The 24955-nt window shown below is 61.3% G+C and carries 21 protein-coding genes; 18 read left to right on the forward strand and 3 right to left on the reverse strand.

Translation table 11 applies throughout. The features are described from left to right. Nucleotide 1 precedes the first annotated feature (1 nt). From QTJ18_RS02060 to QTJ18_RS02135, 16 genes are all read left to right on the forward strand, one after another. On the forward strand, nt 2–997 hold the full coding sequence (locus tag QTJ18_RS02060) for a dihydroxyacetone kinase subunit DhaK (RefSeq protein WP_252752280.1): 996 nt from the start codon (nt 2–4) through the stop codon (nt 995–997). Beyond that, nucleotides 997–1605: a dihydroxyacetone kinase subunit L gene (locus QTJ18_RS02065; protein WP_252752279.1), complete on the forward strand. Its 609-nt coding sequence runs from the start codon at nt 997–999 to the stop codon at nt 1603–1605. Before QTJ18_RS02060 ends, QTJ18_RS02065 begins: the two co-directional genes overlap by 1 nt. 17 nt (nt 1606–1622) lie before the next feature. After that, nucleotides 1623–2570 (forward strand): carbohydrate ABC transporter permease, encoded by a 948-nt coding sequence (locus tag QTJ18_RS02070; RefSeq protein WP_162700768.1) that lies wholly within the window; start codon nt 1623–1625, stop codon nt 2568–2570. After that, the gene (locus QTJ18_RS02075) at nt 2570–3415 is read left to right on the forward strand and encodes a carbohydrate ABC transporter permease (protein ID WP_187772320.1); all 846 of its coding nucleotides are present in this window, start codon (nt 2570–2572) and stop codon (nt 3413–3415) included. The genes QTJ18_RS02070 and QTJ18_RS02075 overlap by 1 nt, the downstream gene beginning before the upstream one ends. 22 nt (nt 3416–3437) lie before the next feature. Further along, nucleotides 3438–4790, forward strand: a complete 1353-nt coding sequence (locus QTJ18_RS02080) for an ABC transporter substrate-binding protein (protein ID WP_252752278.1) — start codon at nt 3438–3440, stop codon at nt 4788–4790. A 72-nt stretch (nt 4791–4862) separates the two neighbouring features. Further along, nucleotides 4863–5924, forward strand: a complete 1062-nt coding sequence (locus QTJ18_RS02085) for an ABC transporter ATP-binding protein (protein ID WP_489672079.1) — start codon at nt 4863–4865, stop codon at nt 5922–5924. 54 nt (nt 5925–5978) lie between these two features. Next, nucleotides 5979–7322 carry a mandelate racemase/muconate lactonizing enzyme family protein gene (locus tag QTJ18_RS02090; RefSeq protein ID WP_252752276.1) on the forward strand — a complete coding sequence of 448 codons (1344 nt, stop codon included), beginning with the start codon at nt 5979–5981 and terminating at the stop codon, nt 7320–7322. Nucleotides 7323–7483: 161 nt separating this feature from the next. Further along, the gene (locus QTJ18_RS02095) at nt 7484–8410 is read left to right on the forward strand and encodes an ArsR/SmtB family transcription factor (protein WP_252752275.1); all 927 of its coding nucleotides are present in this window, start codon (nt 7484–7486) and stop codon (nt 8408–8410) included. A 172-nt stretch (nt 8411–8582) separates the two neighbouring features. Next, complete coding sequence (gene arfA / locus QTJ18_RS02100; RefSeq protein WP_252752274.1) at nt 8583–10094, forward strand: arabinosylfuranosidase ArfA; 1512 nt, start codon at nt 8583–8585, stop codon at nt 10092–10094. 142 nt (nt 10095–10236) lie between these two features. Further along, the gene (locus QTJ18_RS02105) at nt 10237–11289 is read left to right on the forward strand and encodes a Gfo/Idh/MocA family protein (protein ID WP_252752273.1); all 1053 of its coding nucleotides are present in this window, start codon (nt 10237–10239) and stop codon (nt 11287–11289) included. Beyond that, nucleotides 11282–12298 carry a Gfo/Idh/MocA family protein gene (locus QTJ18_RS02110; protein WP_252752272.1) on the forward strand — a complete coding sequence of 339 codons (1017 nt, stop codon included), beginning with the start codon at nt 11282–11284 and terminating at the stop codon, nt 12296–12298. The genes QTJ18_RS02105 and QTJ18_RS02110 overlap by 8 nt, the downstream gene beginning before the upstream one ends. Then, nucleotides 12295–13368 carry a Gfo/Idh/MocA family protein gene (locus QTJ18_RS02115; protein WP_252752271.1) on the forward strand — a complete coding sequence of 358 codons (1074 nt, stop codon included), beginning with the start codon at nt 12295–12297 and terminating at the stop codon, nt 13366–13368. Before QTJ18_RS02110 ends, QTJ18_RS02115 begins: the two co-directional genes overlap by 4 nt. A gap of 27 nt (nt 13369–13395) precedes the next feature. Beyond that, nucleotides 13396–14661: an ABC transporter substrate-binding protein gene (locus QTJ18_RS02120; RefSeq protein ID WP_252752270.1), complete on the forward strand. Its 1266-nt coding sequence runs from the start codon at nt 13396–13398 to the stop codon at nt 14659–14661. Between the two features lie 63 nt (nt 14662–14724). Further along, nucleotides 14725–15705 carry a carbohydrate ABC transporter permease gene (locus QTJ18_RS02125; protein ID WP_252752269.1) on the forward strand — a complete coding sequence of 327 codons (981 nt, stop codon included), beginning with the start codon at nt 14725–14727 and terminating at the stop codon, nt 15703–15705. Continuing rightward, a complete protein-coding gene (locus QTJ18_RS02130; protein WP_252752268.1) occupies nt 15698–16741 on the forward strand; it encodes a carbohydrate ABC transporter permease in 1044 nt (347 codons plus the stop codon). Before QTJ18_RS02125 ends, QTJ18_RS02130 begins: the two co-directional genes overlap by 8 nt. A 21-nt stretch (nt 16742–16762) precedes the next feature. Then, nucleotides 16763–17842, forward strand: a complete 1080-nt coding sequence (locus tag QTJ18_RS02135; RefSeq protein WP_252752267.1) for an ABC transporter ATP-binding protein — start codon at nt 16763–16765, stop codon at nt 17840–17842. 67 nt (nt 17843–17909) lie between these two features. Here QTJ18_RS02135 and QTJ18_RS02140 read toward each other — a convergent pair whose 3' ends face one another. Beyond that, nucleotides 17910–18896: an MBL fold metallo-hydrolase gene (locus tag QTJ18_RS02140; protein WP_252752266.1), complete on the reverse strand. Its 987-nt coding sequence runs from the start codon at nt 18894–18896 to the stop codon at nt 17910–17912. A 316-nt stretch (nt 18897–19212) separates the two neighbouring features. Between QTJ18_RS02140 and QTJ18_RS02145 the strand changes: the two genes are divergently transcribed. Next, nucleotides 19213–21111, forward strand: coding sequence for a PAS domain S-box protein (locus tag QTJ18_RS02145; protein WP_354669064.1), 1899 nt, complete (start codon nt 19213–19215; stop codon nt 21109–21111). After that, nucleotides 21104–21724, forward strand: coding sequence for a response regulator transcription factor (locus QTJ18_RS02150; RefSeq protein WP_252752265.1), 621 nt, complete (start codon nt 21104–21106; stop codon nt 21722–21724). The genes QTJ18_RS02145 and QTJ18_RS02150 overlap by 8 nt, the downstream gene beginning before the upstream one ends. On the opposite strand, the gene QTJ18_RS02155 is transcribed toward QTJ18_RS02150, so the two are convergent. Next, the gene (locus tag QTJ18_RS02155; RefSeq protein WP_252752264.1) at nt 21699–23699 is read right to left on the reverse strand and encodes a 3-hydroxyacyl-CoA dehydrogenase NAD-binding domain-containing protein; all 2001 of its coding nucleotides are present in this window, start codon (nt 23697–23699) and stop codon (nt 21699–21701) included. The two genes, QTJ18_RS02150 and QTJ18_RS02155, sit on opposite strands and share 26 nt — an antisense overlap. Continuing rightward, nucleotides 23696–24952, reverse strand: coding sequence for a CaiB/BaiF CoA transferase family protein (locus tag QTJ18_RS02160; protein ID WP_252752263.1), 1257 nt, complete (start codon nt 24950–24952; stop codon nt 23696–23698). Before QTJ18_RS02160 ends, QTJ18_RS02155 begins: the two co-directional genes overlap by 4 nt. Nucleotides 24953–24955: the final 3 nt, after the last annotated feature.

Below are 24955 nucleotides of genomic sequence, written 5' to 3' on the forward strand. Positions count from 1 at the left end.
CATGAAGAAGCTGATGAACGATCCCGCTCATTATGTCGACGAGGCGCTGGACGGCTTGACCCTAGCCCACCCGTCGCTGATGCGCGATGGATCGGCCGGTCGCGTGATCCGCCGTGCCGAGGCTGCACGGAAGGGAAAGGTCGGCATTGCTTCGGGTGGCGGCTCAGGCCATCTGCCGCTTTTCTGCGGCTATGTCGGCCAGGGACTGCTCGATACCTGCTCGATCGGCAATGTCTTCGAGGGACCGAATGTCGACAGCTGCATGGAGGCAATCCGTCTTGCCGATGGCGGCCAGGGCGTTCTGCGCCTCTATGGCAATTACGGCGGCGACCGCATGAATTTCGACATGGCCGGCGAGATGCTGGAGGATGAGGGCATTCGCTGCACGACCGTTCTCGGCACCGATGACATCGCCAGCGGCGGACCGGACGAGATCGAGCGTCGGCGCGGCGTGGCCGGCCTGATCTATGCCTATAAATGCGCCGGCGCGGCGGCCGAGGCCGGTGCCGATCTCGAAGAGGTGACGCGCCTGGCGGCGAAGGCCGTGGCGATGACGCGCACGATCGGGGTGGGACTGGCCGCCTGCCGCCTGCCATCCGCCGACAGACCGAGTTTCGAGCTTGGCGAAAACGAAATCGAGATGGGGATCGGCATTCACGGCGAACCGGGCATCTGGCGCGACACGCTTCGCCCGTCGGATGCGGTGGCGGACGAGATGGTCGAGAGACTGCTGGCAGATCTTCCACCCTCCGGCGCGGAGGTTTCGGTCCTCGTGAATGGCCTAGGCGCAACGCCGCTTGAAGAATTGTTCATCCTCTACCGCCGCGTGCATAAGAAACTTGCCGAAGCAGGGCTTCGCGTCGTCATGCCGCTCATCGGCAATTACGTCACGTCGATGGAGATGCAGGGTGCCTCCGTCAGCCTGTTTCATCTGGATGAAGAGCTGAAGCACCTTCTGCTTGCGCCGGCCGAATGCCCGTTCTGGAGGGTTGGCTGATGGAGCTGACCGTTGCGCAGATGGCCGAAGGCGTGCGGCGGGCCAATCATGCCATGGTCGATTTGGAGCAGGCACTCAACGCCGCCGACGCCAAGCTTGGCGATGGCGATACGGGGTCGATGCTGGTGCGCGTCATTGGGGGAATGGCAGCGGCCGCGCCGGAGACGGCGACCTCTGTGAGCGAGGCCTTTGGCAAGCTGGCCCGCGCCGGCATGTCGGCGACCGGCTCCAGCCTCGGCACCCTGTTTGCCGGTGCAATGCTGCTGCTTGCAAAGCAGACGAAGGACCGGCCGGTGGATTGGGCCGATCTGTCGGCTTTGGTCGGTGCGGCCCGCGACGGCATGATGGCGCGCGGCGGTGCCAAGCTCGGCGACAAGACAGTGCTGGACATGATGGATGCCCTGGCTGCAGCGCTCGAGGGAAAAACGGATGCGGCGCAAGCCGGAAAGGCAGGCATCGAAGCGGCCGAGCGCACGCTCGAAGCCTATCGTGACCGGCCGTGCAAAATGGGGAGGGCCAAGTTCTTCTCCGAGAAAAGCGTGGGGCTCGACGATCCCGGAATGCTCGCCTTTGCGGGCCTCGTGCGGGCGCTTGCCACGGCAAAGTGAGAATGGAGGAGAAGACAATGGCGGTTCAGCAATTGGAACCCGCAGGACCCTATGCCGCCACGGCGGACGAGGATGTCCTGTTCGACCGGCGCAATGCATGGATCAAGTTTCAGGACCGGATCTTCGTCCCGCTGACGATCGTGCCGACAGTCGTTGCGAGCCTGCTCGTCTTCGGCATTCCGCTGGCATTCTCGCTGCTGTTGAGTTTCCAGGGCTGGAAGATCGATAGCGGCCTGTTTGCGGGGCAGTTCGTCGGTTTTGCCAATTACCAGGACCTGTTCACGGATCCCTTGTTCCGGTCGAGCCTGATGCTCACCATCGGCTATACGATCTCGACGGTCCTGCTTGAACTCCTGTTCGGACTGTCTGTCGCGCTTCTGCTCAACAGCCGCGTCCCGTTCGTCCGGGTCTTCCGCACGGCGCTGATCATCCCCATGATGATCACCCCGATCGTCGCTGCCCTGACATGGAAGCTGCTACTGGATCCAAGCTATGGCCTGATCAACGCGATCCTCGGCACCAATACCGTTTGGCTCGGAGATCCGGATCTTGCCCTGATTGCCGTCGGAATCGTGAATGTCTGGCAGAACACGCCATTCGTCGCCATCCTGCTTCTGGCCGGCCTTCAATCGCTGCCAAGCGAGCCGGTGGAGGCTGCCGCGGTCGATGGCGCCAGCCCCTGGCAAACCTTCCGCCATGTCACGCTGCCTCTGTTGATGCCCTACATCGTCGTGGCCGTTCTGCTCCGGACCATCTTCGAGTTCCGCTCGTTCGAGAACATCTGGGTCATGACCGGCGGTGGTCCGGCCAATTCCACCAAGCTTCTGTCGGTCTATACGTTCGAGGCCTCGTTCCTGTCCTTCGACCTTACGCTCGCTGCGGCCTCATCATGGGTCATGCTGTTCATCGTATTGATCTTTTGCGTCTGCTTCATCTTCGCCACCAAGCGAAAGGAGATCCAGTAATGGCCGGTTTCGCCCGCGGCAAGCGCCGCAAGCTCATCGGGAATGTCCTGACCTATGTCGGTCTGGTGACGCTGTTCCTCGTCTTCGTCTTCCCGCTCCTGTGGATCGTCGGCATCTCGCTGAAGACACGAGAGCAGATCTTCACCAATCCGCCGGTCTTCTTCTGGGTGCCGACCTTCGAAAATTACGTGCAGGTGCTGACGCAGTCGGATTTCCTCGCCTCGTTCGGCAATTCCTTGATGGTGACCACAGCCTCGGTCACCCTGTCGCTGCTGATCGGCATCCCCGCATCCTACACTTTCGCGCGGTTCCGCTTTCCGGGCCAGAGCGTGGCGATGATCACGCTGCTCATCATGCGCATGCTGCCGCCGGTGGCGATCCTGCTGCCGCTCTTCGTGCTCTTCAAGGCGGCGGGCCTGTCCAACACGCTGGCATCCGTCATCATCGCCTATACCACTTTCAGCCTGCCGCTGATCGTCTGGGTCATGAAGGACTATTTCGCCAATCTGCCGAAGGAACTGGAGGAGGCGGCCTATATCGACGGCGCGTCCCGTATGCTGGCCTTTCGCAAGATCGTGCTGCCTCTGGCGCGACCGGGCATCGTGACCGCCGCCATCCTGTCGCTGCTGCTCGCGTGGAACGACTTCATTTTCGCAGCCATCCTGACCAACAACGCGACGCGCACCTCGCCGGTGCTGCTCGCAAGCTATGCCGGAGGTGAGACCGGCACCAACTGGGGCGCGATTACGGCCTCCGGCGTGCTTGTCGTCATCCCCGTCATCATCTTCTCGATGATCGTCCAGAAGCACCTCGTGCAGGGACTGTCTTCGGGAACCGTGAAGTAAAGATCAAAGGAGGAGGAAAACCATGACTATCGACAAAAACGGAAAAACCCAAGGCGGGCTTTCGATCAACCGCCGCACCATGCTGATCGGATCGGCCGCCACGGTGGCCGGCGCCGGGCTGATGAGCTCGACGCTGTTTGCGCCGGCGCTTGCCCAGAGCAAGCCTGCCAAGCTGACCGTCCTCGGCGACAGCGCGCCGTGGAAGGGAACGATCATCGAGGATGCCATTCCCGCCTTCCGCAAGGAAACAGGCATCGATGTCGAATACATCCAGTTGCCCAATGAGCCCCTGATCACCCGCGCCCGCGCCGAATTGACCAGCGGCAGCACCACGAGCTTCGACGTCATGCAGATGGGCGCGTCGATGATCGGATGGATGCATCCCTACATGGCCGATGTGAACGAGCTGATGCAGAAGGCCGGCGGCAAATATGCGGCCGATTTCGGCATGGACGAGTTCTCGCAGGCCTCGCTCGACCTCGCCAGCATTGACGGCGTCCAGCGTGGCGTACCGTATCGCAGCACGACCTATATTCTCCACTACCAGCCCGAACTGCTCGAGGCGGCCGGCATTAAGGCACCGCCGACGACATTTGCGGAATATCTGGATGCGGCGAAGAAGCTCACGGAGGCCGGGAAGCCGAACCGGTTCGGCGTCGGCTACTGCGCCCGCCAGGGTGGCGCCATCGTCGACCATTTCGGCCCCTACCTGCTCTCGGCCGGCGGCGGCTTCTATGACAGCAAGACCAAGGACATCTGGATCAACAATGAGAAATCGGTTGCCGGTCTGGATTTCTACGCGAGCCTGCTCAACAAGCACGGCGTCGTGCCGCAGGATGCGCTGACCTGGGAATGGGACGAGATCATCGCCAACGGCCAGAACGACCGCTATGCGATGGCAATCACGCTGAATGCCTCGGCGACGCCCATCAACAGGTCCGACAAGTCGAAGACCAAGGGCAAATGGAGCTGGGCCATGGTTCCCGGTGCCGAAAGTGCCGCCGACAGCCGCTCGTCGCTGGGTGGATGGAGCTTTGCCGTGCCGGCCAAGGGTCCCAATACCGGTTGGGCCTTCGAATTCGTCCAGTTCATCACCAGCCGTGAATGGGCCAAGCGCTCGATGGAAAAAGGCAATGCCTCGGCCCGCCTGTCCGTCCTGACGGATCCCGAAGTCATCTCGACCTATGGCTTCACGGAGGTCATGGCGCAGCAGCTCAAGACCGCCGTCGCCAATCCTCGTGACGCCTATTGGGGCGCGGTCGAGGCACAGCTTCGCGCGGGTCTCTCCAAGACGCTGCTCGGACAGGCCTCGCCGAAGGATGCCATGGATGAAGTCGCCTCCGGCTGGGAACGCACCATGCGTCGGGCCGGCTGAGGAGAACATGCCGGGCGGTTTACCGCCCGGCAGATCCCATAGGAAAAGGAGAAAGTCATGGCTTCGGTTCAGATGACTGGTGTCAGAAAAAGTTTTGGCGCGGTAGACGTCATTCACAGCCTTGATCTGAAGATCGAGGACGGAGCATTCGTCGCACTCGTTGGCCCCTCCGGCTGCGGCAAGTCGACTTTGCTTCGGATGATTGCGGGGCTGGAAGAGACAACGGGTGGCGAAATTTCGATCGGCAACCGCGTCGTCAACGAACTGACGCCGCGCGAGCGCAACATCGCCATGGTGTTCCAGAATTACGCTCTTTATCCGCACATGACGGTGGCGGAGAATATGGGCTTCAACCTGAAGCTCGCGAAGAAGTCGCAAGCCGAGATCGAGACGCGGGTTGCCGAGGCAGCGCGCATGCTGGGGCTGACGCCGCTTCTCGACCGCCGGCCTTCGCAGCTGTCGGGCGGCCAGCGGCAGCGCGTGGCGATGGGCCGCGCGGTGGTGCGAAACCCGCAGGTTTTTCTTTTCGACGAGCCGTTGTCCAACCTCGATGCCAAGCTGCGCGTGCAGATGCGCACCGAGATCAAGGCGCTGCACCAGAAGGTCCGCACGACCTCCGTCTACGTCACCCATGACCAGATCGAGGCGATGACGCTGGCCGATCATATCGTCGTCATGCATGGCGGCCGCATCGAGCAGCAGGGGCATCCGATGGAGCTCTACCGCAAGCCGGCCAATCTCTTCGTTGCCGGTTTCATCGGGACGCCGGCGATGAACTTCGTCGAAGCCGTTGGTGGCAGCGACGACCGCGGGCCGCTGGCAAGGCTCTCCGGCGGCGAGGCCATCCGTGTGGATGGCGTACGTCTGGAAGAGGGCAGGCCGGTGACCCTTGGCTTCCGCCCCGAGCATCTGACAGCGCGCGGCAGCGGCACGCGGCTGACCGGTCCCGCCCGCTTCGTCGAGCCCACCGGCGCGCTGACGCATGTGACCTTCGACGTCGGGGGGCGCGATATCGTCGCCGTCGTCGATGGGGAGAACCAGGTCACGGCCGGTGAGGCGTTCGAGGCGACGGTGCCCGCGGATCTCGTCCATGTGTTCGACCGGCAGTCCGGCGCGCGTCTGAACGCGCTCTGATCCTATCCGCAGGCCGGTTCCCAAGGCCGGCCATGACAACTCAGGAGAATGACATTGAACAAGCCCGTCAATCCGGCGAGTGCGATCGAGGCGGTCGAGAACGCCGTCCGCACCCATTCGCGGCCGTCTGAAATCCGCATCACCGATATGCGCATCGCCGTTGTCACCGGCATCTGCTATTATCCCATCATCCGGATCGACACCAACCAGGGCATATACGGCCTTGGGGAGGTGAGAGACGGAGGACATCCGGAAAGCGCCCTGAGGCTGAAGAGCTTCCTGCTGGGCCAGAACCCGTGCAATGTCGACATGATCTTCAACGCCTTGAAGCTCTATGGCGGCGACGGCCGCGAGGGCGGCGGCATTTCCGGCATCGAGATCGCGCTCTGGGACCTCGTCGGCAAGATTTATGGTGTCCCCTGCCATCAGTTCTTCGGCGGCAAATATCGCGACAGCGTGCGCATCTATGGCGATACGCCCGCGCCGGAACATCTGACGCCGGAAGCCTACGCCAAGGCGGTGCGCGCCCGTGCCGACATGGGCCTTACCTTCATCAAGTTCGACCTGCCGCCGAAGCTGTTTGAAACCACCGAAGGGGCGCTTGTCGGGTCGGCAACCCGGCATGAATACGATCTCGGGCGCAGCACCCGGGCGGCCGGATCGGGTCGCGGCGCGAAGATCTCCGAAAAGGGCATCGAAACCGCCGTTGAAATCGTTCGCGCGGTGCGCGCGGAGGTTGGCCCGGACATCTCGCTCTGCGTCGACCATTTCGGCGAGGGCTATATCACCGCCGACGAGGCGATCCGGATCGGCAAGGCGCTCGAGCCGTTCAACCTCGCCTGGATCGAGGATCCGGTGATCTGGCATGACATCAAGGGGCACAAGAAGGTTGCGGATGCCTTGCTCACACCGGTTGCCGGCGGTGAGGATCTCTATCTCGTGGATGGTTTCCGCGAGGCGATCGAGACGCAAGCCTTTGATGTCCTGCATCCGGACCTGCTGACCTCGGGCGGCATGCTGGAAACCAAGCGCATCGCAGATTACGGAGCGGCTCATGGCCTGGCGACTGCGCTGCATTCCTGCTGCTCGCCCATCGGCTTCATGGCCAATGTCCATTGCGGTGCGGCCATCAACAGCCTGATGGCAGTCGAGCATCACGGCCTCGACGTGCCGTTCTGGGAAGACCTCGTCACCGGTCTTGCGCCCAATTATCTCGACAATGGCTATGTGGCGGTTCCCGACCTGCCGGGTCTCGGGCTGGATCTTAATCTGGAGGCGATCACCGCCAATCTGCGCGATCCCGACAGCCTCTTCCTCCCGACGGAAGAATGGAACAAGCGCAAGGCCGGCTTCGAGCGGGTCGAACCGCCGCGCTATCAAACGCAGCTCATTCGGTAACGGAATTACCTGCAACGACAGGTCCCGCGCCGCAGGCGCGGACCCCTCGTGCGAGGCGAGACTTGCGCGGGACCTCCCAGAGGCGGGGAGGTTAACGACGAAAGCCTTGCAAACATCAGGAAAGGCAATACAAATCAAAAAATCGGTAATGCAAGAGAGTCATGACGAAAAACTTCCTCATCGTCGACCCCGAGGTTGATCAGGCGGTTCTCAAGGGGATCGCATCGCCGGTGCGCGTCGCCATGCTCAAATTGCTGCATGAGCGCGGACCGATGAACGTCAACGACATTGCAGCCGAGCTCAAGCAGCCGCAATCGACGGTGTCGACTCATATCCAGCTTCTCGAAGAGGCGGGACTGATCGACAGCGAGACGCAGAAGGCGCGCAAGGGCAATCAGAAGATCTGCCGCGCAAGGGTGGACGAGATTGTCATCGTCTTCAAGAATGAGGTCCGTGACGCCCGCAAGGACCTGATCGAGGTATCGATGCCGGTGGGCCTCTATACGGGTTTCGACGTGACCGCCCCCTGCGGGCTCTGTTCGCCGGAGGGTATTATCGGCCTCCTGGACGTGCCCAACTCGCTGCTCGATCCGGACCGGATGAAAGCGGGCTTGATATGGTTCACCCGCGGCTATGTCGAATATCAATTCCCCAACAATGCCAAACTGTCGAACACCGCAATCGAATCTCTGGAGGTTGCCGTCGAGCTGAGTTCGGAAGTTCCCGGCACCAGCGCCGACTGGCCCTCCGACATCACGCTGACGATCAACGGCCGCAAGGTCGGCGTCTGGACCTCGCCGGGCGATTTCGGCGACAAGCGCGGCGTCTATACGCCTGACTGGTGGAAGCTCAAGGGATCGCAATACGGCAAGCTGAAGAACTGGCGCGTCGGGCCGGACGGATCGTTTGTCGATGGCGTGCAGATTTCCAGCGTCACCCTGGCCGATCTTGATCTTGCCAGCCATCACTCGATCCGTGTGCGCATCGGCATCGAGGACGATGCCAGCCATCCCGGCGGCATCAATATCTTCGGCAAGGGTTTTGGCAATTACGACCAGAACATCGTCCTGCGGTTGAAGACCGTTTAATATCCAAAAATCTGATGTAAAAATTTGCCAGCCGGGAACAAGAGCTTGTCGTTCCTAGCCAGGCTGCAACGGTTCTTCACCGTGGTCCTTTCTTGACGCGTTCTCCTTCTGCGGATTTAATACCCGTAATAACGATATATATCATTAAACATGATATTAGATGGAGAGATGCATGCAGGCGTTCGTCGTGGCAAATCCGCTTTTTTCGATCGCGGAGATCGACCCCAGGCTCTACGGGTCCTTCATCGAGCATCTGGGCCGTGCCGTTTACACGGGTATCTACGAGCCCGGCCATGACACCGCCGATGAAAATGGCATGCGCAGGGACGTGATCGATCTCGTCAAGGAGCTCGATGTTCCGATCGTGCGCTATCCGGGCGGCAACTTCGTTTCGGCCTATAATTGGGAAGACGGCGTGGGGCCGAAAGAAAGCCGTCCTGTTCGCCTCGATCTCGCCTGGCATACTTCCGAGAGCAACGAGGTCGGCCTGCATGAATTTGCCGACTGGTGCGCCTCGGTACAGACGGAGATGATGCTGGCGGTGAATCTCGGCTCGCGCGGCCTCGAAGAAGCGCGCAACCTGCTGGAATATGCCAATCACCCGGGCGGCTCCGAGTGGAGCGACAGGCGGATTGCCAATGGCCGCGAAGCGCCCTTCAACGTCAAGCTCTGGTGCCTCGGCAACGAGATGGACGGGCATTGGCAGATCGGCCACAAGACAGCCGATGAATATGGCCGGCTCGCCCATGAGACCGCCAAGGCAATGCGCACCTTCGATCCATCGCTGGAACTGGTGGTCTGCGGCTCCTCGAATGCCCGAATGCCGACCTATCCGGAATGGGAGGCCGTGGTTCTCGACCATACCTATAACGAGATCGACTACATCTCCCTCCATATGTATTTCGAAAACCAGGCCGGCAATACGCCAAACTATCTAGCGATGAACCGCAAGCTCGACGACTACATCATGGCCGTTGCCGGCGTTATCGATTACATCAAGGCCAAGAAGCGGTCGTCGAAGCAGGTTTACATCTCCTTCGACGAATGGAATGTCTGGTATCACTCCAAGCAGCAGGACAAGAAGATCCTGCAGGGCGCCGATGGCTGGCCGTTTGCTCCCCCGCTTCTGGAAGACGTCTACACGTTCGAGGATGTGCTGCAGGTCGGACTGATCCTCAACACCTTCATCCGCCGCTCACATGTCGTGCGGATCGCTTGCCTGGCCCAGCTCGTCAACGTGATCGCGCCCATCATGACCGCGCCGAACGGTGCGGCCTGGCGGCAGACGATCTACTACCCCTTCTTCTTCGCCTCGCGCTTTGGCCGCGGCAGGGCGCTGGACCTCAGGGTGCAGAGCCCGACCTATCACAGCGATGTCGCCGGTGAGGTCTCCTGCCTGGATGTGTCGGCCGTGCATGATGAAGAGGGCGGCCATGTCACCTTCTTCGTCATCAATCGATCCGACACGGCAATCGAGGCCGCCTTCGACCTCGCAGCCTTCGGTCAGCACCTCAGCATTGCCGAGCAGCAGATCATCACGCATGACGATCTGAAGGCAGTCAATACCGAAGAGGACAGGATGAATGTCGTACCGACCAAGGCGGATACGGCATCCCTTGCGGACGGCCGGCTGTCGGAGACCATCGCCCCCTATTCCTATCAAATGATCCGGATCAAGACCTGAGCCGGAGCGAAGGTCTCGTCATGGGAGGAGGCGCTCTATCCGCATATGACGGTGCGTGACAATCTTGGTTTCGGCCTGAAGAACATCGGCGTCGAGCGATGATACGGTATGCAACGACTGAAACGGGAAGAGGGAAAGCGTCATGCAAAAGGTCAAAACCTGCGTGATTGTCGGAGCTGGAATGGTCGCGAAAACCCATGTGCTGGCCTGCGCAGCGAGCCCGGACAAGATCGCACTGAGGGGCATTGTCGATGGGGGTTCGGGGCGGGCCAAGACATTGGCCTCGGAGGCCTCGGCCATGATGGGCCATGCGGTGCGCGCCTATGCTTCGCTCGACGCGGCGGCCAAAGACCCGTCCATCGATTTCGCCATCGTGGCCACACCTCCCGATGCGCGCCTCGACGTCGTCGAAACGCTCGCCAGGGCCGGTAAGCATATCCTCCTGGAAAAGCCAGTGGCGCGCAGCACGCAGGACGCCATGAAAGTGATCGACATCTGCCGCGAGGCTGAGACAGTGCTGGGCGTGATCTTTCAGCACCGTATGCGAGAGGCATCGCAGACGGCACGCGCATTCGTCCAAAGCGGATCGCTCGGGGCTCTCGGCCTTTGCGAAATATCCGTCCCATGGTGGCGTCCGCAGGCCTATTATGATGAGCCGGGGCGGGGCAGCTATGCGCGAGATGGCGGCGGCGTTCTGATATCCCAGGCCATCCATACGATCGATATGGCTCTGCATCTGGCCGGGCCGGTTTCAACCGTCCGGGCCATGGCCACCACCACACGCTTTCATCGCATGGAAGCAGAGGATTATGTTGTCGCGGGCCTGCGCTTCCTCAATGGGGCGCCAGGCTCGCTGATCGCCTCCACGGCCAGCTTTCCCGGTATGCCCGAAAGCCTTTCGCTGCATTTCGAACAGGCCAGCCTGCGGCTCGCATCCGGTTTCCTTCCGGTCGACTGGCGGGACGGACGCCGGGAGATCTTCGGCAGGGCGGCATCCGGGACGGGAGGCAGTGCGGATCCCATGGCCTTCACCCATGAATGGCACCAGGGTGTCATCGAGAATTTCGTGGATGCCGTCACCTCAGGCGCGCCGCCACTCGTCACCGGCGAAGCGGCCCTTTCGTCCCATCGTTTGATCGATGCCATCATCGCCTCGGCGGATAGCGGCAAGGAAGTGGAATTGCAGCATGACTAAAGCGGTTACCTTCGTCGCACTCGGCATAGAGCACAGGCATATCTTCGGCATGGCGCAGAACATGCTGAACGCCGGCGCACAGTTCGCCGGCTGGTGGACCGACGGCGAACCGGATGTGGTGGAAGGCTTTGCGAGGCGTTTCCCTGACGTGCCGCGCATGCCTTCCAAGGATGACCTCCTGGCCGACGCCACTGTCGATCTTGTATTGATCGCCGATATACCATCGCGCCGCGCGGACCTGGCGATCGCCGCAATGCAGGCCGGAAAAGATGTCATGGTGGACAAGCCCGGCTGCACCACGTTCGATCAGCTTCAGCGGCTGCGCAAGACCGTTTCGGCAACCGGCCGCATCTGGACGATCGATTTCTCCGAGCGGTTCGAAGTGCCGAGCGTGACCAAAGCGGCGGAACTCGTGGCAGAGGGCGCCATCGGCCGCGTGGTCCAGACAATCGGTCTCGGGCCTCATCGGCTGAACCGTCCCAGCCGGCCGACCTGGTTCTTCGATCGGCAAGCCTATGGCGGGATCCTGACCGATATTGCCAGCCATCAGATCGATCAATTCCTCTTCTTCACCGGCTCGACTGAGGCGGAGGTGGTCTCTGCCACGGTTGCGAATTACGCAAACCCGAACGATCCGGGCCTGCAGGATTTCGGCGAGGTGGTTTTGCGCGGCGACAAGGGCCACGGCTATATCAGGGTCGACTGGTACACGCCGGCGGCGCTGCCGACCTGGGGCGATGGCCGGCTGACCATTCTCGGTACCGAGGGTTACATCGAGCTGCGCAAATATGTCGATGTGGGCAATTCGCCAGGCACAGACCGCCTGATCCTCGTCAATGGCGATCGCTGCGACTATATCGATGCCTCCAAGGCCGGCCTTCCCTATTTCGATCGCTTGTGCGCCGATATTCGCAATCGCAGCGAAACGGCCATGTCCCAGGACCATGTCTTCAGAGTGTGCGAGCTCGCGCTTCAGGCGCAGGCCCGGGCGGAAGGAGAGAGGGCGTGATCGGCGTCGCAATTATCGGAGCCGGCATTGGTGGCCAGCATCTGAAAGGTTATCGGGCGCTGCCCAGGCGCTTCACGGTCAAGGCGGTCTGCGATCTCGATCTCGAGCGTGCGCGCGCCGTGGCAGGCGATGATCCTTCAATCCGCCTGACGGCCGATCTCGACGAGGTCCTGGCGGACCGGAGCATTCACCTCATCGATATCTGCCTGCCGCCGCATCTGCATTTTCCCGTCACGCTCAAGGCCCATGCGGCCGGCAAAGATGTGATTTGCGAGAAGCCGATTGCCCGGTCGCTCGACGAAGCCAATGCGCTTCTCCGATCCGTCCGGGAAACCGGCCGCAAGCTCTTTCCGGTCTTTCAATACCGTTTCGGCCCTGGCATGCGAAAGCTGCGCGCGCTGATGGAGTGTGGCCTGGCCGGCAAGGCCTTCGTTGCCAGTGCCGATGTGCACTGGAATAGGGGCGCCGACTATTACGACATTCCCTGGCGCGGCACCTGGAAGGGCGAATGCGGCGGCGCCCTTCTCGGCCATGCCATCCACGCCCATGATCTTCTCTGCCACATTCTTGGCCCGGTCGAAGACGTCTTCGCCATGGCTGATACGCGGGTCAATGCCATCGAGACGGAGGATTGCGCCGCGCTCAGCCTGCGCATGGCAAGTGGCGCGCTGGCCACGAGCTCCGTCACGCTCGGCTCGGCCGAAGACATGTCGCGCCTGCGTTTCTGCTTCGAAGGCTTCACGGCCGAAAGCGACAGGCTGCCTTACCACCCGGCTGAGGGGAATTGGCGCTTCATCGCCCGCGCCCCGACGACACAGGCGCAGATCGATGAGGTTCTTTCGCAGGTCAGCGAGGAGGAGAATAGTTTCACCGGCTTCCTCGGCGCCATTGCCGACGCCATGGAAGGACAGGGCGGCAGGGAAGTCACCATGAATGATGGTCTTCAATCCATAAAGCTCGTGACTGCCATTTATCGGTCCATCCGCGAGGCGAGGCCGATCCGGCTTTCCAATGTTGCAGAGGACGGCTGGAGCAAAGGCTGGAGCCCCGAGATATTTTCAACGGCATAAATTTAAGGTCCGGAGGGAGGACGATCAATGATCCGCAAATTCAGCATGGCCCTGGCCGTGATGCTTGGCGCATGCGCTTTGACCGGCGCTGCAAAGGCCCAGGAAGTTCGCCTGATGTGCTCCTTCGACCTGGAGACATGTGATGTCATGCGGTCGCTTCTCAAGAAGTATGAAGACAAGCATCCGGACGTTCATATCATTGCCGATGGCGTCCCCTACGCAGCTGTCATGGAGAGTCTGCCGGCGCAATTGGATAGCGGCAATGGGCCTGACATGGCGGTGATCACGGATCTCGGCTCGATGAACCGTTTTTACCTCGATCTGACCCCTTATGTGGATGCCAAATACTGGCAGGATAATTTCGGACCCTATCTGACATGGTATCGCAATGGCCCGGCAGACAAGGGCATATACGGTCTTCAGATGATCCTGACCGTCACCGGGCCGATCATCAATCGGACCCTGTTCGACCAGGCCAATGTCGCCCTGCCCGGCAGGGATGCCACAATGGATGATTGGGCTGCGGCGGCAAGGAAAGTCGCGGCGGCGACAGGCGCACTCTACCCCATGGCCCTGGATCGGTCGGGGCACCGCTTTGCCGGTCCGGCGATTTCCCACGGCGCGAAGATCTTCGCCGAGAGCAAGCCGATTCTGGTGGATGAGGGCTTCTCCACCTTTGCCAGGAAGTTTGTCGAGTGGAACCAGGACGGGACAATGGCGCGCCAGGTCTGGGGCGGCAAAGGTGGCAACGCGTTTCAGGATGCGATCCCTGAATTTGTCAATGGCCAGCTCGTCTACTACTTTTCCGGAAGCTGGCAGACGACCGTGTTCGAACACCAGATCGGCAGCAATTTCGACTGGGAAGTGGTTCCGCCTCCTTGCGGCCCCGCGACCTGCACCGGCATGCCCGGTGGCTCTGGCCTGGTCGGTTTCAAGCACACGAAACACCCGGAAACGGTGGCGAGCATCATCAATTTCCTGGCTCAGGACGACAATTACGCGGAATTCATCGACCGCACGCGCAATGTTCCGGCCCATGCAGGCGTTGCCGCCAAGGGTGTAGACTATAAGGGCAGCGACCCTCAGGTTCAAAAGGCACTGAAGGTCTGGACGGAGGAGGCGCGGTCGCTGAGCCCGATTGCCTATGCCTATCAGGGCTACAAGAACAATCGTTCGATGTTCAACATCACGGTCCAGCGGATCACCCAGGCCATTGTCGGCGAACTCACCATCGATGAAGCTCTGGCGCGGGCGAAGAGCGATCTCGACGCCGCGTTGAAGCAGGCGAAGTAGAACCGCAATCACTTTGTCGGCGTGGTCACTCCGCGCTGACGTCCCACGGGAGGGGGACCCATCATGGATCGAATTGTGGCGCCCATCATCCGCGCCGTCATGGGCATTGTCGACGTGCCGTTTGCCCTGGCGCAAAGGGTCCTCGGGCAGCGGCGCATCGCCTGGCTATTCCTGGCGCCCAATCTCTTTTTCTTCGGCGTCTTCGCCTTTCTGCCGATCGGATTGAACTTCGCCTATGCCCTGACCGGCGGAGATCAGATGTTCCTTGCGGGGCGTCCATATGTGGGCGTCGACAACTTCTCCGTGCTGCTTTCCTGCCGCAGCTATTTCGACCCCAATTCCTGCGAATACGACCTGTTCTGGCGCTCCGTCTGGAATACGCTCGTCTTCGTCATGCTGCAGGTCGGTTTCATGGTGGCGATCTCGCTTCTGACCGCCATCATCCTCAACCGCGATCTCGTGGCCCGCGGCTTCTTCCGGGCGGTCTTCTTCTTCCCGGTCCTGCTGTCGCCCGTCGTGGTCGCCCTCATCTGGAAATGGATCCTGCAGCGTCACGGCGTTCTGAATGCCGTGTTCGTGGCGCTCGGCATCGCCCCCGTCGACTGGCTGCTCAGCGCAAACCTGGCCTTCGGCTGGTCTATCTTCATTTCGGTCTGGGCGCATATGGGCTTCTACACCCTCATCCTGCTTGCCGGCTTGCAGGCAATTCCCCGTGATGTCTATGAGGCGGCACAGCTCGACAGGGCCAGCCGCTTTCGGATCTTCCGGCGCATCACCCTGCCCCTGCTCGCGCCGACCCTTCTCGTCGTTCTCGTCCTGTCGCTCATCAAGGGCGTGCAGACCTTTGACGAGATCTTCGCCTTCACCGGTGGCGGACCAGGCTCCGCAACGACCTTCATCGTCCAGTCCATCTATCATATCGGCTTTGCCGGAACGCCCCGCAATCACGGGCTTGCCGCCGCCGCCTCGCTGATCCTTGCACTGGTTCTCGTCGTCCTGACGACGCTTCAGTTCTGGGCAAACAAAGGACATCGTCATGAGTAGGATCATCGGTTTCCTCACGAGGACGCGCGGCCGCAAGGGCAGGCTGCATTGGACAGACTGGTTGTGCTATGCCTATCTCGGCCTCGCCGTTCTGATGATGTTCGGACCGGTCATCTGGCTCGTCCTCTCCTCCTTCAAGACATCGGCCGATCTCGAGCGTTTTCCCCCACGCCTTTTGCCCTATGCGCAGGATGTGGTGACAGTGGCCGGCCAGGCCGCGCCGCTTCCCGCCTACCGGGACGCAGAGGGCCGGGTGCTCGGGCTTGTCAGGCGCATCGGTCTGGTCGGGCAGTTGATCGATCCTGAAAAGCCGGCGGAGATCGTCAAGCTGCCAATGGCGGAGCTGCGCCCGCTGGAACGCCTGCAGTTTGCGGTCAGCAATTACTCCGGCGCGTTTAGCAGCTTCAACCTGCCGCTCTATTTCGGAAATTCGCTCGTCATCACAGTCACCTCCACGCTCATCATCCTGCTCGTCAATTCCATGGCGGCCTTTGCCTTGTCGAAATACCGCTTCAGGGGCAGGGATGCCGTGCTGGGCCTGATCATCGCGACCCTGATGATTCCGCATGCGGTCATCCTTGTGCCGCTCTTCCTCATCACCAGCAAATTGGGCCTCGTCGACAGCCTGTGGGGCGTCATCATTCCCGGGTCGGCCACGGCAACGGGCGTGTTCCTGCTGCGCCAGTACATGCTGACAATACCCGACGAGATCCTCGATGCGGCGCGCATGGACAAGGCCAGCGAATGGAAGATCTACTGGCGCATCATTCTGCCTCTTTCGGCGCCGGCGCTTGCCGTGCTTGCCATCCTTGCGGTCATGTGGCGCTGGAACGACTTTCTCTGGCCCCTGATCGTCCTGACACATCATGAGGATTTCACGCTTCAGCTGGCTCTCTACTCCTTCCAGGGAGAAATGAAGACCGAATGGGGCAAGCTTCTGGCCACGACGGTCTTCATCCTGACCCCGATGGCTGTCGTCTTCATGTTTCTGCAGAAATACATCGCGACCGGTATCGCATCGACAGGCGGCAAGTAGCGCACGGAAAGGGACAGAGCTATGGCAAGCGTACAGCTTCAACAGGTCGAAAAGAAATACGGCGCCTTCGAGGTCATCAAAGGGATCGATCTCACCATAGAGCACGGCGAATTCTGCGTCTTCGTCGGCCCCTCAGGCTGCGGCAAATCAACCTTGTTGCGCATGATATCCGGGCTTGAGGACATGAACGGCGGCGAGATCGTGATTGGCGGAGACGTGGTCACTACGGTTCCCGCCGCCGACCGAGGTCTGGCCATGGTATTCCAGTCCTACGCGCTCTATCCGCACATGACGGTGCGCGGCAACCTCGCTTTTGGCCTGGAAAACATCGGCATGCCGAGGAAGGAGATCGAAGCCAAGATCGAGCAGGTGGCCCGGATGCTGCAGATCGACCAGCTTCTGGAGCGGCGGCCCAAGGATCTGTCGGGCGGCCAGCGTCAGCGCGTGGCCATCGGCCGGGCCGTCGTGCGCGAGCCGCGGGTTTTCCTCTTCGATGAACCCTTGTCCAATCTCGATGCCGAACTTCGGGTCGATATGCGCGGGGAAATTTCGAGCCTGCACCGGCGGCTCGGCAATACGATGATCTATGTAACCCATGATCAGGTCGAAGCCATGACCATGGCCGACAAGATCGCTGTCCTGCGTGCCGGCAAGCTTGAGCAGTTCGGCGTGCCGCTCGATCTCTACAACCGGCCCGCCAACCTTTTCGTCGCCGGCTTCATCGGTTCACCGAAGATGAACTTCCTCGCCGGGGAGGTGGCGATGGACGGACCATGCCGACTGCAGCTTGCATCCGGCCAGACGATCCCGCTCCCGCCGTCCGGCTTCGCCTATGGCCAGGGGCAGAAGGTCACGCTCGGCATCCGGCCGAACCACCTGCAATGCTGTGAGGATGGGGAACTCACCATGGAGGTGCGCACAGCAGAACAGCTCGGCGCAGAATCCTTCATCTATGGCAAGCTGGCCGGGGTGCACCCGATCACCCTCCAGATGCCGGGCCAGACCTCGATCACCGCCGGGCAGATCATCCGCCTGAAGATCCCCACAGAGGCCATCCACCTCTTCGATAGCCTCAACGGTGTCACGCTCCGGCAGGACTGACGGCTTGGGGCCAGTGCCCGATGACCGCGGCGAGGAAGGCAGATGGCGGGACAGTAAGGGGCAGACGCTAGTCTTGCAACGCCCAGTCTGCCACCTGCCAGCGCATCTCCCCACGGTCGGCGACGACGCGACCAAGGCCTGGGAAAGGCATATGGGTGGCAGCGATCAGCGCGCCTTCCGAAGCAGCGCGCGGAAAGAACCGGTCGCGCATGGCTTTGGCGGCCGCAGGGTCCTGTTCGAACAGGAATGTCACATCCGTTGCGCCGGGATGGACGACCGGAAAGATCATGTCTGACACCATGATCAGGCTTTGCCCGCCATCCTCGACGCGCACGCCGATATGACCCGGCGTGTGACCGGTCAGGTCTACAATGGTCACGCCACGCATGATCTCGCGCTCTCCGTCGATTGCCTGAAGCCGTGGGTAGAGCCGCACTACATCCTCGGCCATCTTGAAGCTGGTCTGCAGGTAGTCGGGCGCCCCGTTGCGTTTGCCGGCATCGGTCCAATGCTTCACGTCACGACGATCGATATAGAGCTCGGCTTTGGGGTAGATGGTCTTGCCGCCCAGGATGAGACCGCCCATGTGGTCCTGATGCATATGCGTCACGATAACCACATCGATCTGATCCGGCGTGAGACCGAGCGAGGCTAGGGCCTGGGGCAGTTTTCCGGTCTCCCCGATCGACCCCGCAGCACCGGCATCGATGAGGATGCGGCGCTCCCCGTCCTCGATGAGATATTGGTTGAAAACGAAACGGACACCGCTCTTTCGCGCTGTGAATTGTGCGGTGGCCGCCTTTTCGACAGCGGCGGGGCTGCGTCCAGGAAAGTAGTTATAGGGCATGTCGGCATGACCATCCGTCAGCGCGGTCACCGTGAAGCGGCCGATATGGATCTGCGCAAGCGGCGTTACACCGGCGGAAGCCTTGGCGGCCTCTTGCGCCGCCGCCGCTGCGGTCGCGTTTCCTGTGAGGGTGGTTCCGGACAGGGCGGTTCCGAGAAGGCCGAGCGGCAGGATGCCGGCAAAGGCGCGACGGGATAGGTGAGGCATGGGAGCTTCCTCCGGTTGGTCGATGATGGTGGTGGCTTCAGGGGGTATCGGGATCTGCCCCAAGGGGCGGAATCGCAAGACAGACATGCAGTGCCGGTCTGGCGCGTCTCCAATCCATTGAAGCGCTCGACCATTGGCGACATCACCATTGGTAGGGTGCTTCCCTCCCACGCTCAATTCAGATCTTCGTCCCGCAGACCTAGACGAAGGAACTGCGGGATTAGACGAGCGTCTATCAATCTCGGCTAACATAGTGCTGCAAAACGGCGTAGTTTTTCCGGATGCGGAAACGCCCGAAAGGCCATGGTGAAGCAAAGTGCAAGAGCAGAGCTATTCCGACAACATCATCAATCTCATTCCGGCCATGGCCTGGTCCACCACGTCTGATGGAATGCTCGATTACGCCAATCATCAGTTTCTCGACTATATCGGAATGCCGCTCGCCGATATCGCAAGAGAGAATTTCTACCGTCTCTTCCACCCGGATGATGTGGATCGCCTGGCATCGGAATGGTCTCACATCATGGCATCCAGGACAGCGCGGGAGGTCGATGGGAGGATCAGGCGTGCCGATGGCACCTATCGCTGGTGCACGCTGCGGCAGAAGCCGCAGCTGGATACGATCGGAAATGTCCTCCGATGGTACGGGATCGTCCTCGACATCGAGGATCGCAAGCAAGCGGAAAACGCTCTGAATGAGGCCAAATCCGCCCTTGCCGCCAGCGAGCAGAATCTGAGGCTCATCATTGATTCGCTGCCCGTCCTCGTCTGGTCGGCGCGGCCTGATGGCAGCGCTGATTTCGTCAATCAGAGTTGGCTGGATTATGCCGGTCTGCCAGCGGACCGGATCCTCGGCTGGGGCTTTCTCGATCTTTATCATCCCGATGATATTCCCGAGATGGTCGAAATCTGGAAACGCGATCTCGAGCATTCCGATTCAACGCAGCTGAAGGGTCGCATTCGTGGCAGCGATGGAACATATCGCTGGTTCTATTTCGCCGGTCGCAAGCTGACCGATGCCAAGGGAGTCGTCCGCTGGTTCGGCTGCAACATCGATATCGAAAACCTGCAGCGTGCCGAGAACCGGCTTCGGGAGAGCGAGGCAGAACTGCGGGCAAGCGAGCAGGAACTGAACCTCATCATCAACACCATTCCCGCAATGGCATGGTCCTGTACTGCCGATGGTCGGCTGCAATACTGGAACAAGAACCTCATCGACTTCGTCGGCCTCGAGATCGAGGATCTCGAAGGCTTCGGCTTCTTCCGCGTGTTTCATCCCGATGATGTGGACCGAATGCGCGTGAGCTGGGAAACGATCGTCACTACGCGGCAGCCAAGCCCCGTCGACGCCCGCATCCGGCGGTTTGACGGCGAATACAGGTGGTTCAATCTCCAGCAAAGCCCGCTTCTTGACGCGCAGGGCAATGTGGTCCGGTGGTACGGCGTGGTCTTCGATATCGAGGATCGCAAGCGTGTAGAGGAATCCTTGCGACAAAGTCAGAGCCAGCTTGCGCAGGTGACAAGGCTCACGACGATCGGCGAGCTTGCCGTCTCCATCGCGCATGAGATCAACCAGCCTCTGATGGCAGTCGTCACCAATGCCGGAACCTGCTTGCGATGGCTCCAGGACGGCAATGTCGACATTGAGCAGGCACGCCTTGCAGCGGAGCGGGTTGTCCGGGATGGCCACCGCGCCGGCGATATTGTGTCCAGCATCCGGGCGATGGCGCAGCGATCGCCGGTGCAAATGGAACGGACCGATTTCAAGACGATGCTCCGCGACGTGCTCTATCTTCTGCAAGGAGAAATGCAGACGCGCGCGGTACAGATCGTGACGGATCTGCCGGAGGCAGCAGTCAATGTCCTTGGCGATCGAACGCAGCTGCAGCAGGTTCTTCTCAACCTGATCATGAACAGCGCAGAATCCATTCCGCACGGCGTGGAAGGCAGCATCACGATCAATTGCGCAGAGATCTCGCAAGAAGAGATTGAGGTCATCGTGTCGGATACTGGTCAGGGGCTCCATGCCGAACAGCTCGATCGGCTGTTTGAGCCCTTCTACACCACGAAACCGGACGGCATCGGAATGGGCCTGTCGATCTGCCGCTCCATTATTGAAGCACATGGAGGGCGCATCGGCGCTGCGGCCAATCATCCCCGCGGCAGTTCCTTCCACTTCACGCTCTCGATTTTCAAGGATCTGGCCGGTGATTGATGACAGGAAGAACCGGCGGCCCACTGTGATTGTCATCGATGACGATCAAAGCGTCCGCGAAGCGCTCAAAGGCCTGTTTCAATCCGTCGGCCTGAGCGTCGAGACCCATGGCTCCGTCAAGGAGTTCATCGCAGCCGACGATCCCGACAAAGCGGGCTGTATCGTGCTGGACATCCGGCTTCCCGGTCAGAGCGGGCTGGAATTTCAGGAGGCGCTGGCGCGCAGCAATAGTCCCCGTTCCGTCGTCTTGATCAGCGCCCATGTGGACGTGCCCATGGCGGTGCGGGCCATGAAGGCCGGCGCCATCGACGTGCTGAGCAAGCCGGTTCGGGAGCAGGATCTGCTGGAAGCCGTAAACCGCGCGATTGCCAGCGATGCCGCGCGCCGGGACGAGCGGAGGGTCAATGCGGTCACGCGGGCGAGATACGCGACGCTGACCGAACGGGAGCGGCAGATCATGGCGCTGGTGATTGCGGGAAAGCTCAACAAGCAGATTGCAGCAGAGCTTCAGCTTGCCGAGCCGACGGTCAAGCTGCACAGGGGTCACATGATGCGAAAGATGAAGGCAAGTTCGGTGGCCCATCTGGTCAAGCTGTCGGATGGCTTGCCTTAGCCTCGACAGGAGACATTGCTCCGTCGGCCTGCGAAACCTGCGCTCTTGCCGTCAGAAACATGGGTCCTCCGCGAAAACGCGGGAAACCGTAGCCATGCACTTCCACCAGATCGATATCGGCGGGAAACGCAGCGATACCCTCGTCGAGGATTGCTTTGCCTTCCTCGGCCAGGGCCGCGATCAGCCGATCGACGATTGCTTCCGCCGAAATCTCGAGCGCGCCATGCACCAGCGGCGCGATGATCCGTCTGGCCTCGGCCGATGGCCGCGGCATCCGCTCGCCGGGCGCGTAGTCATACCAGCCAGCGCCCGTCTTCTGTCCCTTGCGGCCCGCCTGCACCAGAAGATCGCCCGGCGTTTCCGGCACAGTCTCCCCCCTGGCGCGGGCTGCCTGCCGGTGGAGATAGGAAATGTCGAGCCCTGCCATATCCTGCATTTCGAAAGGACCCATGGCGTAACCGAAATCGCGCATGGCCGCGTCGATCGCCTGCGGCTCAACGCCATCGAGGATCATCGCTTCGGCTTCTGCACGGTAGCGTCGCAGGATGCGATTGCCGATGAAGCCGTCGCAAATGCCGGAGCGCACCGGAACCTTGCCGAGCCTGCGGGCAAGATCGAACGCGGTTGCAAGGACCTCCCGACTCGTTTCGGCGATCGGCACGATCTCCAGAAGCCTCATCACCTGGGCCGGGCTGAAGAAATGAAGTCCGAGAAAACGGTGAGGAAAGGAAAGACCCTCTGCGATCAGCCCTGGGTCAATATAGGATGTATTGGTTGCCAGAATCGCGTCCGCTCGGCAATGGCTGCAAAGGTCGGCAAACACCGCGCGCTTCACGGCAAGGTCTTCGAACACGGCCTCGATCACCAGATCGCAGTGCGAAAGGAAGGCGTAATCGGTGGCACCCGTGACGCCGGCCAGCCTGGTCTCGGCAATGGAGAGTGGCTGCCCGGCTTTCTTGGCCGCCGTTTGGACGATTGTTCGCAGAGCATTCAGGCCGCGAGCAAGGCTTTCCTGATCCCTCTCGATCAGAACCACCGGCAGGCCCGCATTGCAAAGCGCCGCGGCAATGCCGACACCCATGGTTCCGCCACCGACAATGCCGGCTGAGGCAAGAGGCCGTGTCTCGACGGAGCGCAGGTCCGGCGGGCGCGGCGCGGCGCGTTCCGCGAAAAACAGGTAGCGCAGCGCAGCAGCCTCCTCGCCCGCCCTCAGCTTCAGAAACGTCTCTCGCTCATGCCGCAACCCTTCGGCAAAGCCGTGCTCGATCCCGTGGCGCAACACACCCAACGCCGTGGCGGGCGCCGAAGCACCCCGGGCCCTTCGCTCGATCCGGGCTTGCGCCTCCTCCCAGACCTCCTGCGCGGGCGGCGCTACGCTTCGCCTGCAAGCAGGCTCCGGCAGAGGGCGCTCTCCGGTCTGCACGGCGAGATCGATGGCGGCATCCAGAAGCGGCCCATCGGCCAGATGATCTGCAAGACCGACAGCCACGGCCGTCTTTGCGTCGAGGGTCAGGTTCTCACACACCATCTTCACGGCGGTTTCGGCACCGATCAGCCTTGGCAGGCGCTGGGTGCCGCCAGAGCCGGGGATAATGCCCAGCTTGACTTCGGGCAGGGCAAGCGCCGCATGCGGGCCGACGACCCGGATATGGCAGCCGAGCGCCAGTTCCAGGCCGCCGCCAAGCGCTGCCCCGTGAATGGCGGCAAGCCACGGCTTTGCGGCCTGTTCTATGCGGGCGACGACGGCGGGGAGCGATGGTTCGGTCACGGCTTTGTCGAATTCGGTAATGTCCGCGCCGCCGACGAAGTGCGTGCCGGCGCCGGTCAGCACGACGGCTTTGACGCCGTCGTCTGCGTCAAGCGCCTCGGCAAGGGCGATCAGGCGCTCCCGAACCCTATTGTTGATGGCGTTGACCGGTGGATTGTCGATCGTGACGATGGCAATGTCGCCGCGCCTTTCCAGGTGAACGGTCATCGTGCATCTCCCACCCTCTCAAGGGCCGGAAGCTCGGGGAAATCATGGCAGCCGACGGCGCCTGCAGCGGCAAGGTGGTTGATCTCCTGCTCGGCAAGGCCCAGAACGGTTTTCAGCACAGTCCTCGTATCTTCCCCGAGAAGCGGAGGCGCCTTTGCCTTCCTGTCCCGCTGGGCGGCAAGGCCATGCGCGGCGCGGATGAGCGAAATCGGACCCAGTTCGGGATGATCGAGCGTCTCGATCACGCCGCGCTCCACCACGCTCGGGCTTTGCAAAGCCTCGGACACGGTCTTGACCCTGCCTGCCGGAACGCTGGCGGCATGGCAGGCTTGGATCCAGTCTTTGCAGGTCCGGGTCAGCAGAATGCCCTCCAGAACCGGCAGCAATTCGTCGCGGTGAAGCGCCCGCTTATGGGAGGTGACGAAACGGGGATCGTGACCGAGCTCCGGCCTTAGGATGACCTTCTCGCAGAAATCCTGGAACATGCGGTCATTGCCGACTGCGAGCGCGAAAACGCCGTCAGCCGCATCGAAGACCTGATAGGGCACGACGGTTGGATGCGCATTGCCGTAGCGAATGGGTTCGACGCCGGCATTCAGATAGCCGGTTCCGACATTGATCAGCATGTTCAGCGTGGAATCCAGAAGAGCGACATCGATGAACTGGCCACGGCCCGTATCGCGCCGCTGGTAGAGAGCGGCAAGAACGGATTGTGTTGCCACCATGCCAGCCACAACATCGGTGAAGGCCACACCAAGTCGGTTCGGATGCCCATCCCGCTCGCCGGTAATGGACATCAGGCCGCTCTCGGCCTGCATGATGAAATCATAGCCGGGCCTGTCCCGCTCGGGGCCGATCTGGCCGTAGCCGGAGATCGAGCAGTAGACCACTTCGGGATTGGTCTTGCATATGTCCTCGTAGCCGATGCCGAGCCGGTCCACGGTTCCGGCACGGAAATTTTCGACGATCACATCGGCTTTGGCCGCCAGGTCGAGCGCGATCTGCCGCCCCTCCTTGGTCTTGAGGTCCAGCGCTATGCTGTGCTTGCCCCGGTTGGCGCAGAGATAATAGGTGCTGACGCCCTTATAGCTGGGAACAGACCAGGCGCGGGTATCGTCCCCGCCCTTCACATGCTCGACCTTCCAGACTTCCGCTCCCAGGTCGGCGAGGTTCATCGTTGTCCAGGGTCCGGCCAGGACCCGCGTGAGATCCAGCACGCGGATGCCGGTCAAGGGTAATGTCTTCTCTGTCATGTC

Origin of the sequence: Rhizobium sp. SSA_523, from assembly GCF_030435705.1 — a bacterium.
Lineage (GTDB): Bacteria > Pseudomonadota > Alphaproteobacteria > Rhizobiales > Rhizobiaceae > Neorhizobium.